Below are 12,634 nucleotides of genomic sequence, written 5' to 3' on the forward strand. Positions count from 1 at the left end.
CAGTTCAGCCGGCCCCCTTGGCGATCTGATCCCTCACTCTGCCTCGCCAGGGGGCCGGGTGGGACCTCAGGCTCCGCGTTTGCGACGGAAGGACGTCCTGCCGTTTCGTCGAATCATCGAGACGGTGGTGGCGAGACGCCCGCGACCCAGGTCGGGGTCGAGCCCCGCGCCCAGTCGATGCAGCTGGTCGGCGTGCCAGCCGAGGTCGAGCACACCGTCGAGCGCCTTGAGGTCGGCGAACTTGCCGAGTACCCGGCGCATCCCGAAGCGCAGCTGGTGTGCGACGACCGTCTCGGCGCGACCCGCCAGGATCACGTCCGCGGCATCGGGCGTCGTGGCGGTGGGCCGGCCCATACCCACAACGTCGCACTCGCCCGTGGCGACGGCGTCCTCCATCGCGTCACGGGAGCGGAAGCCACCCGTGACCGCCAACGGAACATCGCCGACCAGGCCGCGCACCGTGCGGGCATACTCCAGGAAGTAGGCCTCGCGGGCGCGTGTCGACGCCGCGGCGGTGCCTGTCATCGCCGGCGACTCGTAATTGCCGCCGCTGACCTCGATCAGGTCGAGTCCTTCCTTCGCCAGAGCCGCGACGACGGAGCGGGACTCCTCCTCGGTGAATCCACCGCGCTGGAAGTCGGCCGAGTTCAGCTTGACGGATACGGCGAAGCCGGGTGACACCCGGGACCGTATGCGGCGCACGACCTCGAGGACGAAACGCATCCGGCGCTCGGGGTCGCCGCCCCATTCGTCGTCTCTCCGGTTCGACAGCGGGGAGAGGAACTGGTTGACCAGGTAGCCGTGAGCTCCGTGTACCTGCACCCCGGCGAAGCCGGCCGTCTCGCACACCGCCGCCGCGGTCGCGAACCGCTCGATGATGTCCTCGATCTCCTCGGACGTCAGCTCGCGGGGCTTGGTGGCGCCGGGCAGGTTGAGCGTGATCGGGCTGGGCGCGACCGGTGTGTGCCCGAGCGCGAGCATGTTGGCCTGACGGCCGGGATGGTTGAGCTGCACCCAGGTCGGGATGCCGGCGTCCTTGGTCGCCGTGGCCCATCGGGTGAGCGCGGGGAGGTCGCGATCGTCCTCGATGGCGACATTGCCCGGCTCGCCGAGTTGGGCGCGGTCGACCATGACGTTGCCGGTGATGATCAGTCCGTACCCGCCCCGGCTCCAGGTCCGGTAGAGCTGTTCGAGGCGATGGTCCGGGGCGTTGCGCTTGTCGGCGAGTGCCTCGCTCAGCGCGGACTTCATGATCCGGTTCGGTAGCACCTGGCCGTTGGGCAGGGTCAGGTGGCCGTGCAGGGAGGTCATGGACGGATTTCCTTCTTTCGGGACGGACGCGTGGGCAGGGGTGAGGGGCAAGGTGGGTCGTCGATCCCGCCCTCGGCGTTCCCGGGCGGCGTCGCGGTCAGGCGAGTTCACGCTTGAGGATCTTGCCGGTGGACGTCAGGGGCAGCGCGTCGACGAACTGGACGACGCGCGGGTACTTGTACGCGGCGAGCCGCTCCTTCGCCCAGGCGGCGAGTTCCTCCTCCGTCGTGCCACTCCCCGCCTTCTTCACCACGACGGCCTTGATCTCCTCGCCGTGGGAGTCGTGCGGGATGCCGATGACGGCGACGAGCGAGACCGCGGGGTGCTCCATGAGCACTTCCTCGACCTCGCGCGGATAGACGTTGAAGCCACCGCGGATGATCATGTCTTTGGATCGGTCGACGATGTAGTAGAAGCCGTCCTCGTCCTTGCGGGCGAGGTCGCCGGAGCGAAACCAGCCCTCCCGGATCGCCTCGGCCGTCGCCTCGGGCCGTTTGTAGTAGCCCTTCATGACGTTGTGCCCCTTGATCGCGATCTCCCCGACCTCGTCGGGGCCGCCCGCGGCATCGGACCAGTCGTCGCGGATGAGCTTCATCTCCACGCCCGGGATGGGTATCCCGATCGACCCGACGCGGGGTGCCTCGCCGAACGGGGAGAAGGACGCGATCGGGGAGGTCTCGGACAGCCCGTATCCCTCGAGGATCGTGACCCCGAAGCGGTCCCCGAACTGCTTGTGGATCTCGGCGGGCAGGGCCGATCCACCGGCCGCCGCCACGCGAAGGTTCGCGGCCAGGCGGGCGACGTCGACCGTCTCGTCCAGTGCCGCGAGGAGACCCCAGTACATCGTCGGAACCCCGGCGAAGAACGTCACGTCGTGGTCGAGCATGAGACGCAGGGCGGCCCGCGCCTCGAACCTCGGCTGCATCACGATGGTGCCGCCGAAGGCGAAGGCGCCGTTCTGGATGACGGTCTGGCCGAAGGCGTGGAACAGCGGCAGCACACACAGATAGGTGTCCGGGCGCTCCGGATCGGAGGCGAACAGGTCGACGCCGGCGAGCGCGTTGTCGTACACGTTGCGGTGCCGCAGCTCCGCGCCCTTGGGCCGGCCGGTCGTGCCGGACGTGTAGAGGACCACCGCGGTGTCGTCCTCGTCGCGTTCGACCGTCCGGAACGTCACGGGCTGCTCGGCCACGACCGAGGCGTACGACTCCGCCGCCCCGCCTCCGGACCGGGGCGCGCCGCCGCTCTCGATCAGGAAGAACTCGGTGCAGCCCGCGTTCGCCTGAAACCCCTCCCACGCGGCCTGCCCGATCGGCAGCTCCGGCGTGCCTTCGAAGGCGAAGTACGCCTTCGCGTCGGAGTCGGTGAGGTGGTAGGCGACCTCTCGGGCCTTCAGCAGGACGTTCAGCGGCACGACCGCGGCCCCGGCCTTGAGGATGCCGAAGTAGATGCTGGAGAAGTGGGGCAGGTTGGGGCAGGACAGTGCGACCTTGTCACCCGGCCGGATCCCGCGGGAGTCGAGCAGGTTCGCGACGCGGTTGGCCGCGGCGTCGAGGGCGCCGTACGTGACGCGGTCGTCGCCGAAGACGATCGCGGTGCGCTCCGGGTAGCGGGACGCGGAATCCGTCAGCAGTCGTGACACGTTGCGGCTCGGGTTGTGCATCGTCGTCTTCCTTGGCTCTCGGGGCGGTCTGGGTCTAGACGAAGGCCGGAGGCGGCACGAAGCCGTCCACTTCCCGGCCCAGCAGCGCGGCGAACTCGATGGTGGTGAGATCGCCCCCGCTCGGTCCCATGGCCTGCACACCGATGGGCAGTCCGCTTCTGCTCTTGCGCACGGGGATGGTCGTCGCCGGTCCCCCGGAGACATTGGCAACGGCGTTCCACTTGACCTGGTCCCAGTAAGGGCGGCGCACGCCGTCGACTTCGAAGGGCCGCCCGAACCGGTCGATCAGCTTGTTGTGGTGGGCGGGGGCGGCTGTCGGGGTGACCGGCATGAGCACGATGTCGAAGTCCTGGAAGAACTCGAACCATCGCTGCCTGAGCTCGTTGCGCGCCGCGTGGGCCAGCTGCCAGCGATAGTGGGACTGGAAGGTTCCGAGCAGGGCGGGACCGGCGTCGCCGCGCGGGTGCTGGACGAGCCGGGCCAGCAGCGCGGCGTTGGGGGCAGGAGTGAGGCCGGTGCGGTCGTAGGACAGCGCGCCGTAGAGCAGGGGCAGGAAGGCCTTCCGGTGATTGGTCGCGATGTCGACGGGGAGGTTCGGAGGCTGGACGGTGACCTTCGCGCCGGCCGCTCGCAGCACGGCGACCGCGTCGTCCATGGCCCCCGTGATGTCGCTGTCGACCGGGCACGCGGGATCCTCGCCCCAGACGGCGACCCGGAAGTCGGCGAGCCGGGTCGCTCGTGGCGGTGCGAGCGTGTAGCTGAAGCCGCCGTCGTAGTCGGCCGCCCCGACCGTTGCCCGCAGGATGGGGACGAGGTCGCGGGCGTCGCGGACCTGTGCGCCGCCGCAGGCCATGTCGGCGTTCGTCCATCGTCCGGTGCCCGGGCCGCCGGGAACGTGCCCGATGAGGGGTATCGATCGCCAGGTCGACTTGTGCCCGTACAGGCCGTTGAAGTGGGACGGGATTCTGGTCGATCCGCCGATTTCCGAGCCGAAGTCGAAGGCCGTGAGGCCCGCGGCGGTGGCGACGGCGCCGCCCCCGGCGGACCCTCCCGAGGTGCGGGTCGTGTCCCACGGGTTGGACGAGGGACCGAACACCGGGTTGTCCGCCTGGACGTCCTGGTTGCCCGGCGGCATGTTGCTCTTCCCCATGATCACCGCACCGGCCGAGCGGAGCCGTTTGACCGCCTCGGCGTCCTGGTCGGGGACGTAGTCCTTCAGATCGGTGCGCCCGCAGACGGTACGCATCCCGGCAGTCTCGAAGCTGTCCTTGACCGTGATCGGCAGCCCGTGCAACGGACCGAGGTCCCGCCCAGCTGCCCGCGCGGCGTCCGCTTCCCGGGCCTCGCGGCGGGCGCGCTCGCGATCGAGGGTCACCACCGCGTTCAGTGCGGTGTTGTGGGTGGCGATCCGCTCGAGATAGAGCTCGACGAGCTCCCGGCTCGAGATCTCCCCCGCGGCCAGCGCGCGTGACTGCTCGACGGCGGACTGGAAGGGAACGTCGCTCACGGCACGCCTCATCTCCGACGGTGGCCGACAAAATTACCTGTCGACCGTAATATTACGTACGTCAGACCATAGATTAGGATGGGGTGCGAGGCAATGGCCCGCGAAGCGAACGGAGGAACCCTGTGGCGCGCTACGCCAAGGAGCACAAGCAGGTGACACGGCAACGGATCATCGAGAAGGCCGGTCATCGGTTCAAGCAGGACGGCATCGACGGCTCGGGCATCTCCACGCTGATGTCGGACGCGGGGCTCACCAACGGAGCGTTCTACGCCCATTTCGAGTCCAAGGACGACCTCGTGGCCAACGTCGTCGCAGACGAACTGCGCACACAGATCGCGGCGTACGGCGCGCTGCAGCCCGGCCGCCCGGGACTTGAGGACTTCGTTCGCGAATACCTGTCCCCCGAGCACCGGGACAACCCCGGCTCCGGATGCCCCTCCGCCGCCCTGCTCGACGAGATCGGCCGCTGCGGGGACGAGACCAAGCAGGCCTACACCGAGGGTGCGAAGGCCATCGTGGAAGAGATCGCCGCCCGCCTGACACCCGAGGATCCGCAGTCCGCTCGCGGCACGGCCATCGGGCTCTACACGATGATGGTGGGGACGCTGCAATTGTCCCGCGCCCTCTCCGACCGGAAGTTCGCCGACGAGGTCCTTGAGCAGGGAATCGAGAACGGCCTGGCGTTCATGCGCTGAGGGGGCCGTCAACCCGCGGCCGGGTGATGGTCGACTGCTTCCGCCGCGCCATGCGTGAGGAGGTCGAGCCCGGGGGCGGCGACAGCCCTGCGCGCCCCGAGCGGGACGGCTCGCGGCCACCCACGGAGCCGCTGGAAGGGGTACCCATCACGCCGGGCCCGACATGACCGTCCTGCGATGCACGACGACCGCCTCACCATCGCCGGGTGGCCAAGAAACAAGCACGTCAGCCACTCCAGGCGGGCGCCTCGAGCCGCTCACCCGAAGGGTGTCACGACTCTGAGGCAACGCCTGCGGCTCGACCGACCACCGCACTTCGCTCCTACCGCCGTTCGAGGAACTCGAGAGCCGTCTCCACGAACTGCTGGTGGAACTGGAAGATGCCGCCGTGGCCGGCGTCGGGGTAGATCACCAACTCGCCGTTCGGCACTCGCCGCGCCAGGTCGGTCGAGTTCACGGACGGAACCATCCTGTCGCTGTCGCCGTTTACGACGAGCACGGGCTGGTGGATGACGGAGAGATCCTGGGGTCGCTTCAGCCCCCAGCGGTGAATGGCCTTGAGCTGGTTGCTGTACGAAACGGGGGAGATCGCCTTGTCCCGGTCCTGGGTGCGCTCCTTCAGCCGGGCCAGGAACTCCTTCCCGGCCCGGCGCCCGCCCGCGGTGCGGGTGAAGAAGAGGAACTGCTTCGGATCCTGAAGGGTGAGCAGTCCTCGGACGGTGTCGAGATGGGACAGCCAGGTCACGTTCTTGATGCCCTCACCTCCCGCGGGACCGGTGCCCGTGAGGATCAGCTTGCGGACGAGGTCCGGTTCGGTCTGCGCGATCACCTGGGCGATCATGCCGCCCATCGAGAAGCCATGGAGATCGACGGACTCGAACCCGAGCGCCCGGATGAAGGTGACGGCATCCTCCGCCATCGCCTCGATGGTGCGGGGCGTCGAACCGGTGGAAGCGCCGACGCCTCTGCTGTCGAACGTGATGACCCGACGCTTGGCGGCGAAGCCGTCGACGACCCGCGGGTCCCAGTTGTCGAGGACAGCGGCGAGGTGGGTGAGAAAGACCACCGGAACGTCGGACCGGGGACCGAGCTCGCGATAGGCAAAGGTCACTCCCCCGGCGTTGATGGTGTGGGTCGGCGCGTTCTTGTACGACGTCACCACGTCGCCTCGTACTTCGTGTGAGTGATTCACGGTCATGCCCTTCGGCGCGGGGTTTCTGCGAGCGGGCGACAACCCCCCTTTCCCTGGGGGACGGGACGGGCGCGGAGCAGTTACCTGGGTCTGTCGACTACGGCTGCGGTCGGCAGGGTCGAGTCGGCGTTCGCAGGCTGTGGGAGCGGGAATCGCGTGCGGTTCGAGCACCTCAGCATCACGCCAACCATTACAGTATGACCGTACTTCTATGAAGCCACAAGTCGGCGAGCCGACAAAGATGAGGAGCACAGGCCTGCAGCGATGCGGCGGACCACCGGCAGAGCTGGTCGCGACTCTGAGGGAGATGGCGTCGACGGTTCGGCGCTCATGGCCTTCGCGGGCCGAGCAGGAGGGCCGGGTCGAGCATGGGCCATCTCTGCGAGGCCGCGTCGCCGGGAAGCACCGACCTTCTGCCGGATCTCATAGTGGTGACGTTCGGCAAGCACAGAGGCGCCGCCTCACACGGCCGTGAGGCGGCGCTTGCACGATGGGCCACCGGCCGCCGCCCCGCAGCGTTCGGGGGCGGTGGCCGGTCGGCGTCGTCAGGCGGCGAGGAAGTCGGCCACCTGCTTGGTGAAGGCCTTGGCGTACTGGAAGAGGAAGGCATGCCCGGCGCCGGTGTAGAGGACGAGGGTGGCGTTGTCGAGGTGCTGGACCGCGACGTAGGAGGCGTGGGCGGGGATCATCACGTCGTGCAGGCCGTTGGCGTAGAGGACGGGCTGCTTTATGGCCTCCAGTTCCGCCACCACCTGGTCGAAGGGGACCGCCAGGAGAGCACCCACTGCCGTGAGCATGCCCTGCGCAGCCGCCTCGGAGATCGCGGGGCCGCCCTCGGCTAGCCGGGCCGAGAGGTGGTCGAAGTGCTCGAGCCCAGCGGCGCGGGCCGCCTCCGTCTCGGGGTAGAACAGGTACAGGACGTCATCCCGGTCGGCATCGGGCTTGTTCATGATGCCCAGGACCTTCTCGCTGAAGTCCGGAGCGCCGGGCACCCAGCCGGCCGGGCCACTGCCCGCCACGATGAGCTTGCGGACCAGCTCGGGACGTCGCAGAGCCACACGCTGGGCCACGATGCCACCCAGGGACCAGCCGAGGAGGTCGGCCTGCGCGAGGCCCAGTGCGTCGATGAACTCGATGGCTCCCTCGGCGAATCCGTCGAGGGAGTCGCGCGGCTCGCCGTCGGTGTAACCGACGCCGACATTGTCGAACACGATCACGTCGTGGTCGGCGGCCAGGTAGTCCAGGAACTCCGGGTCCCACCAGTCGATGGTCCCGCGGAAGCGGTTCAGCAGGACCAGCGGAACGCCGCCCCGCGGACCCATCCGCCGGTAGGTGAACGTCGCGGAGGGACCTTCGACGGTGAGGCCCTCGACCTTGTCTGCCAGATACGTGCTCATGATGTCCATCTCTTGTTTGCGGGTATCCGTGACTGCTCGCGCAGCGCACCGAAGGCGTGCGGGGACTGGGGTGAGGAGTTGTCCGGGCCGGCGCCCGACGTCCTGAGCCGGCGTTGGCGATCGGGCCATCGGCCTACCTAAAGCGCTCGATCAACTGCTCGCCCAAGTTGTCGGCCCGAGCGTCACCGGTCACTTCGAACTCGAGGAAGATCAGCCGTCGCGACGATTGATGCGGACGTCTCCCGGCTCACACCGGTCACCACGAAATCCCCCTTGCCGAGCGCGAGGGCGCACCCTCGGTGCGACGTATGAACTTATGATCGTAATGCTAAACGCGGAAGACCGGGCCCGCAAGTGGATCCTTACGGCACGGGAGGTACACCGCGCGCCGTCGGGGTGAGCCGGGATCCCCTTCGCCGCCCTGCTCGACGAGACAGGGCGAGCACAGGCCCGACCAAGCAGGCGTACGCCGACGGCGTACTGGTTGTCACCGACGGCATCGCCGCCCGGCCGGCATCGGACGATCCACCCTCAGTCCGCACCAAGACGCTCAGCGCTTACACCGTGACGGCCGGAAGAGAACGACGGACCTCGGCCCTCTTACGATCCACCGACCGGCCACTTCGGCGGCCGAGTCGTCGTGTGATGCCGGGCGACGAAGCGACGTCAGCAGCCTGATAGCCACCCCCAGCGCTCTTGGGCGGCCCAATCCCACGAATGGCTCGATCAACCCGATCGAGAGGTTTCCGGACTCACCACGTCAACTCCCGTGCGTCCAGGCGAGCGTGACCTGCATCTCGCTGAATCGCCAGCCCGCCGATGTCCGCACCGCGGTGCAGGCCACTCGCAACCCGCTTGTCCGGTGCGGTGGTTCACCGTTGCGGTAGAAGTACGTGAGCTGGTTCGCCGTGGCCTTCGCGCGGTCACCGTCGACGTCCACCAACACGTCCCCGTGCACGTGCTGCGTGTGTTCTCCCGTGACCTGGCTTCGCTTCAGGAGTGCGGTCAACTCATCGAGGCCGTGCAGTTCGCCGCGCGGCGAGTGCCCCACGAAATCGTCTGTGTAGACGGTGTGGGCGTCGTCGTGTCGTTGTTCGTCCAGCAGGTTGGCCAGGCGGGCGAAGAGGTCGGCGATCTCGATGCGGTCGGCGATCCGGGTGTCGGCGGGCACGAAGTCTCCTCTGATGACTCTGATGACAGCTCCAGTGTCGGTGGGACCAACACTATGGCAGCGTGTTGGTCCCACCAACACTGTTACGGTGACCGCCATGGACGAGATCCCCGAGCGCCTGGCGGTGAAGCCGAGTTGGCTGATCACCCAGCTGGCCGTGCACGCCCGTCGGCTGGTGTTCGACGGGTTCACCGCGACCGGGGCGCGCGGATACCACTACCGCATCCTCGCCGCGCTGCACGAGTTCGGGGCGGCGAGCCAGGCCGAGCTCGGCCGCCGGTGCCGTATGGACCGCAGCGACGTCGTGACGGCCGTGAGCGAACTGGTCGAGCAGGGCTTCGTCGACCGGGCGCCGGACCCTGACCACGGGCGGCGCAACAAAGTGACTCTCACCGAAGGCGGTGTCCGACAGCTGCGGCGCATGGACGGGGTGCTCGATCAGGTCCAGGACGACCTGCTTCAACCGCTGTCGGCCGACGACCAGCAGACGCTGACCCGTCTGCTCAGCCGAGTTCTCGCCCAGCACGAACGGGGCTGACGGCCGTTCTCGCCGGCCGTGTCAGGCCGCGCGCTTGTGCATCACGTCGAGGTAGTGCCGGTCTCGGTGAGGCACGTCGTTGTCCCGTCCAGGGAGGCTGAAGACCGCACAGACGTCAGCGGCCGGGGCGAGGATGCTGGACTGCCGGCCGAACGTGAGGGTGTCGTTGACGACGTGCTCACAGCCTGCAGCGTCCAGAGCCGTGACCAGATCCTCGCGGAGCACAGTGGCCTCGTACGACTCCGATTCGGGCAGCACGAGAGAAGGCAGCTTGGTGGTCGAGCCCGGCCAGAGATTGATCCAGACACCGCTGACCGCCCGCCGGGTGACCACGAGCTCCAGCCCACCCCAGGAGTAGGGGTAGCCGTCGATGTCGGGCCCTTTCAGGAGGATCGCCGGGTGGGGACGCCCTGGACCGAGGAGATCCTCGGCCTCGGTCAGAAGCATTCCGCAGTGAAGGGGCCCGACGTGGCCGGTGCCGGCGAAGTCGACGAGGACGTCCATCAAGGTCACGGGAGCGACTGTGTCACGCCCCGGGGCGCGTTCGCATTCCGATATCAGCTGAGGCCCGGGGTCTCCCCGCCCTGTTTCAGGGACTGCCACCGGTCTTCCTGGGCAGGGTCGATACTGCTGAGCCACACCAAAGCCCCACCGATCAGGCCGGGTTGGTCTCGTGTGGCCAGGGCGGGGGCTTCGAGCATGTCGGCGGCCTCTTCCAGGTAAGTGACCAGGGTGTCGAGCTCGTCGCCGGGGCCTTCGTCGTAGCGGGACCAACGGCCGAGGTAGCCGGTCGTGGCGTCCAGGTACAGGCCCGAGGTGCGGTCGGCCACGCCGTGGGAGACAACCGGAATCCAGGACGCCTTCCACACGGTGATCCGGTCGTCTTCGAGACGGCGGGCGTTGAGGGTGTCCTCGTGGGCCTGGGAGTCCATCTTCTGCCGGTAGAAGGTTGCTATGGCGTCCAGGGGCATCAGGGCCTGGCTGCCGGGCAGGCATCCCGCGCCGTTGACTCCGTCGTCGCCCGCGGTCAGCAGCCACAGAACGCTCAGTCCGAGGGGAATCCGGATGCCCAGGTCGCCTTCCAGGTCTGCGATGGCGGCGGGGCCGACGCCGGCGCGGAGCGCGGCGTGGGAGTCGGGGGCGTTGAGCTGGAGCCAGCCGGTGATGCGCCGCCAGGCGTCGGCGACCTCACGTACGGTGACCGCGTCGGCGGCAGGATCGGCAGGCTGGTCCGGCTCCTGTCCCTGTTCCTCATCCTGATCCTCGGCGTCCACGGCGGGCTCGGCGGACGGGGCCGGGTTCACGTACCGGATCTCGATGCGGTCCGGCTCGCGGATGTAGCCGACGGCCAGGGCGGGGCAGTCCTCGAACAGGTCGCCGTCGACCGTCACGGTGAGGATTCCGGGCAGACCCGATGGATGCCCCATATCCGGATCGTCGGCCAACTGACCGGCCAGAACCTTCAGGGCGTACGGAACGCCGGACCCCAACTGGGCGGCGGTGTCGCGTACGTGCGGGTCGATCTCGACGTTCACGGCCTAGTGCTCCTCGCCGGTCGGATGCAGGACGGTGCCTCTCACGGCGCCCATCCAACACTTCAACCCCGTTGCGCGAAGCGGCATTTCGTGGCCTGCCGCAGACGTCGGTACGGTCGATTTCATGGAGTGGAAATTCAAGACGGCCGAAGAACTCGCGGCTGCCATGCGTGCCGGTGAAGTGAGCTCGGCGGAACTGACCGACGAGGCGATCGCCCGTATCGAGCGGGACGACAAAGCGATCAACGCGATCTGCGTGCCGGACTTCGACCGTGCGCGGGTCGCCGCGCGCGATGCCGACCAGGCGCGCGCCCGCGGCGAGGACCGCCCGCTGCTCGGCATACCGGTGACGGTCAAGGAGTCCTACGACATCGCCGGACTGCCCACGACTTGGGGCTTGCCGCCACACCGGAACTTCATGCCGGCGGAGGACGCGGTGCAGGTGTCGCGGCTCAAGGCCGCAGGCGCGGTAGTGCTCGGCAAGACCAATGTGCCCTTTGGGTTGCAGGACATTCAGAGCTTCAACGAGATCTACGGAACCACCAACAACCCCTGGGACCACGATCGCACGGCGGGCGGATCCTCCGGCGGATCAGCGGCGGCCCTGGCGTCCGGATTCGGCGCGCTGTCCATCGGCTCCGACCTCGCCGGTTCGTTGCGCACCCCCGCACACTTCTGCGGCATCTACGCGCACAAGCCGACACTCGGGCTGGCGGCGAGCCGCGGCATGGTCCCGCCGCCCGGGCCGGCCCTGCCGGTCGAGCACGACCTCGCCGTCGTCGGTCCGATGGCGCGCACCGCTCGCGACCTCACACTCCTGCTCGACGTCATGGCCGGACCGGACCCGCTGACGCTCGGCGCGGCGTACGACTTGACGCTGCCGCCCGCGCGCCACGAACGGCTCGGCGACTTCCGGGTCCTGGTTCTCGAAGAGCATCCGCTCATTCCGACCGGGTCCGCTGTACGGGCGGGCGTGAACCGGGTAGCCGACGCGCTTGTCGACGACGGCGCCCGCGTCGAACGGCACAGTCCGCTGCTGCCCGACCTGGCCGAAGCCGCGATGCTCTACACGCACTTGATGTTCTCAAGCTCCGTCGCACGTTTTCCCGTCGAAGCGTACGAGGAGCTGCGTACCCGCGCCGCCGAGCTGAGCGCGGACGACCGGAGTCTCGATGCGGCGCGGCTGCGCGGCATGGTGCTCAACCACCGCGACTGGATCGAGGCGAACAACCGTCGCGAGCTCCACCGCCACGGCTGGCGGCAGCTCTTCGCCGAGTTCGACGCCGTCGTATGTCCCATCACGCCCACGCCCGCGTTCCCGCACGACCACAACCCCGATCCGAGGGAACGCCGGATCGACATCGACGGCGTCGAGTACCCGTACTTCGACCAGCTCGTCCTGGCCGGTGTGGCCACCATGCCCGGCCTGCCCGCCACCGCCGTACCAACGGGCCGGTCACCCGAGGGGCTGCCGGTGGGAGTGCAGCTCATCGGTCCGATGTTCGAGGACCGCACACCGCTCCGGCTGGCCGAACTGCTTGAGGAGAAGCTCGGCGGCTTCCAGGCACCGAAGTAGGACCCGAACGTGAGCCCCGCTCCGCAGATCTGGGAGCGGGGCTCACGTT

11 protein-coding genes are annotated in these 12,634 nt (G+C 68.6%); 3 read left to right on the top strand and 8 right to left on the bottom strand.

Features of this window, described 5'->3' with window-relative positions; all coding sequences use genetic code 11:
* Positions 1 to 66: 66 nt before the first annotated feature.
* The 3 genes from AB5J56_RS05505 to AB5J56_RS05515 form a co-directional block, all read right to left on the bottom strand.
* Positions 67 to 1,311, bottom strand: a complete 1,245-nt coding sequence (locus tag AB5J56_RS05505; RefSeq protein WP_369230610.1) for an NADH:flavin oxidoreductase/NADH oxidase family protein — start codon at positions 1,309 to 1,311, stop codon at positions 67 to 69.
* Between the two features lie 97 nt (positions 1,312 to 1,408).
* Complete coding sequence (locus AB5J56_RS05510; RefSeq protein ID WP_369230612.1) at positions 1,409 to 2,974, bottom strand: long-chain fatty acid--CoA ligase; 1,566 nt, start codon at positions 2,972 to 2,974, stop codon at positions 1,409 to 1,411.
* A 34-nt stretch (positions 2,975 to 3,008) separates the two neighbouring features.
* Complete coding sequence (locus AB5J56_RS05515; RefSeq protein WP_369230614.1) at positions 3,009 to 4,481, bottom strand: amidase; 1,473 nt, start codon at positions 4,479 to 4,481, stop codon at positions 3,009 to 3,011.
* Positions 4,482 to 4,603: 122 nt separating this feature from the next.
* On the opposite strand from AB5J56_RS05515, the gene AB5J56_RS05520 reads away from it, so the two are divergent.
* Positions 4,604 to 5,176, top strand: coding sequence for a TetR/AcrR family transcriptional regulator (locus AB5J56_RS05520; RefSeq protein ID WP_369230616.1), 573 nt, complete (start codon positions 4,604 to 4,606; stop codon positions 5,174 to 5,176).
* A gap of 322 nt (positions 5,177 to 5,498) precedes the next feature.
* Here AB5J56_RS05520 and AB5J56_RS05525 read toward each other — a convergent pair whose 3' ends face one another.
* The 3 genes from AB5J56_RS05525 to AB5J56_RS05535 all read right to left on the bottom strand — a co-directional run bounded on the left by AB5J56_RS05525 (position 5,499) and on the right by AB5J56_RS05535 (position 8,936).
* Positions 5,499 to 6,368, bottom strand: a complete 870-nt coding sequence (locus AB5J56_RS05525; RefSeq protein ID WP_369230618.1) for an alpha/beta fold hydrolase — start codon at positions 6,366 to 6,368, stop codon at positions 5,499 to 5,501.
* 545 nt (positions 6,369 to 6,913) lie between these two features.
* Positions 6,914 to 7,765 carry an alpha/beta fold hydrolase gene (locus tag AB5J56_RS05530; protein ID WP_369230620.1) on the bottom strand — a complete coding sequence of 284 codons (852 nt, stop codon included), beginning with the start codon at positions 7,763 to 7,765 and terminating at the stop codon, positions 6,914 to 6,916.
* Between the two features lie 760 nt (positions 7,766 to 8,525).
* On the bottom strand, positions 8,526 to 8,936 hold the full coding sequence (locus AB5J56_RS05535) for a nuclear transport factor 2 family protein (protein ID WP_369230622.1): 411 nt from the start codon (positions 8,934 to 8,936) through the stop codon (positions 8,526 to 8,528).
* A 97-nt stretch (positions 8,937 to 9,033) separates the two neighbouring features.
* On the opposite strand from AB5J56_RS05535, the gene AB5J56_RS05540 reads away from it, so the two are divergent.
* Positions 9,034 to 9,474 (top strand): MarR family winged helix-turn-helix transcriptional regulator, encoded by a 441-nt coding sequence (locus AB5J56_RS05540; RefSeq protein WP_369230624.1) that lies wholly within the window; start codon positions 9,034 to 9,036, stop codon positions 9,472 to 9,474.
* Between the two features lie 21 nt (positions 9,475 to 9,495).
* Here AB5J56_RS05540 and AB5J56_RS05545 read toward each other — a convergent pair whose 3' ends face one another.
* Together AB5J56_RS05545 and AB5J56_RS05550 are read right to left on the bottom strand one after the other, a co-directional pair.
* Entirely contained in the window at positions 9,496 to 9,987 is a 492-nt protein-coding gene (locus tag AB5J56_RS05545; RefSeq protein ID WP_369230626.1) for a hypothetical protein, read from the bottom strand.
* 44 nt (positions 9,988 to 10,031) lie between these two features.
* Positions 10,032 to 11,009, bottom strand: a complete 978-nt coding sequence (locus AB5J56_RS05550; protein ID WP_369230628.1) for a hypothetical protein — start codon at positions 11,007 to 11,009, stop codon at positions 10,032 to 10,034.
* A 124-nt stretch (positions 11,010 to 11,133) separates the two neighbouring features.
* On the opposite strand from AB5J56_RS05550, the gene AB5J56_RS05555 reads away from it, so the two are divergent.
* Entirely contained in the window at positions 11,134 to 12,585 is a 1,452-nt protein-coding gene (locus AB5J56_RS05555) for an amidase (protein WP_369230629.1), read from the top strand.
* Positions 12,586 to 12,634 lie beyond the last annotated feature (49 nt).

The sequence above is a fragment of the Streptomyces sp. R21 genome, from assembly GCF_041051975.1.
In the GTDB taxonomy this organism is placed as follows: Bacteria; Actinomycetota; Actinomycetes; order Streptomycetales; family Streptomycetaceae; genus Streptomyces.

Bases quoted from the DNA above. Each gene is read 5' to 3' on its own strand.
- AB5J56_RS05530 (WP_369230620.1), bottom strand. From the start codon at position 7,765: ATGAGCACGTATCTGGCAGACAAGGTCGAGGGCCTCACCGTCGAAGGT.
- AB5J56_RS05540 (WP_369230624.1), top strand. From the start codon at position 9,034: ATGGACGAGATCCCCGAGCGCCTGGCGGTGAAGCCGAGTTGGCTGATC.
- AB5J56_RS05510 (WP_369230612.1), bottom strand. From the start codon at position 2,974: ATGCACAACCCGAGCCGCAACGTGTCACGACTGCTGACGGATTCCGCG.
- AB5J56_RS05555 (WP_369230629.1), top strand. From the start codon at position 11,134: ATGGAGTGGAAATTCAAGACGGCCGAAGAACTCGCGGCTGCCATGCGT.
- AB5J56_RS05505 (WP_369230610.1), bottom strand. From the start codon at position 1,311: ATGACCTCCCTGCACGGCCACCTGACCCTGCCCAACGGCCAGGTGCTA.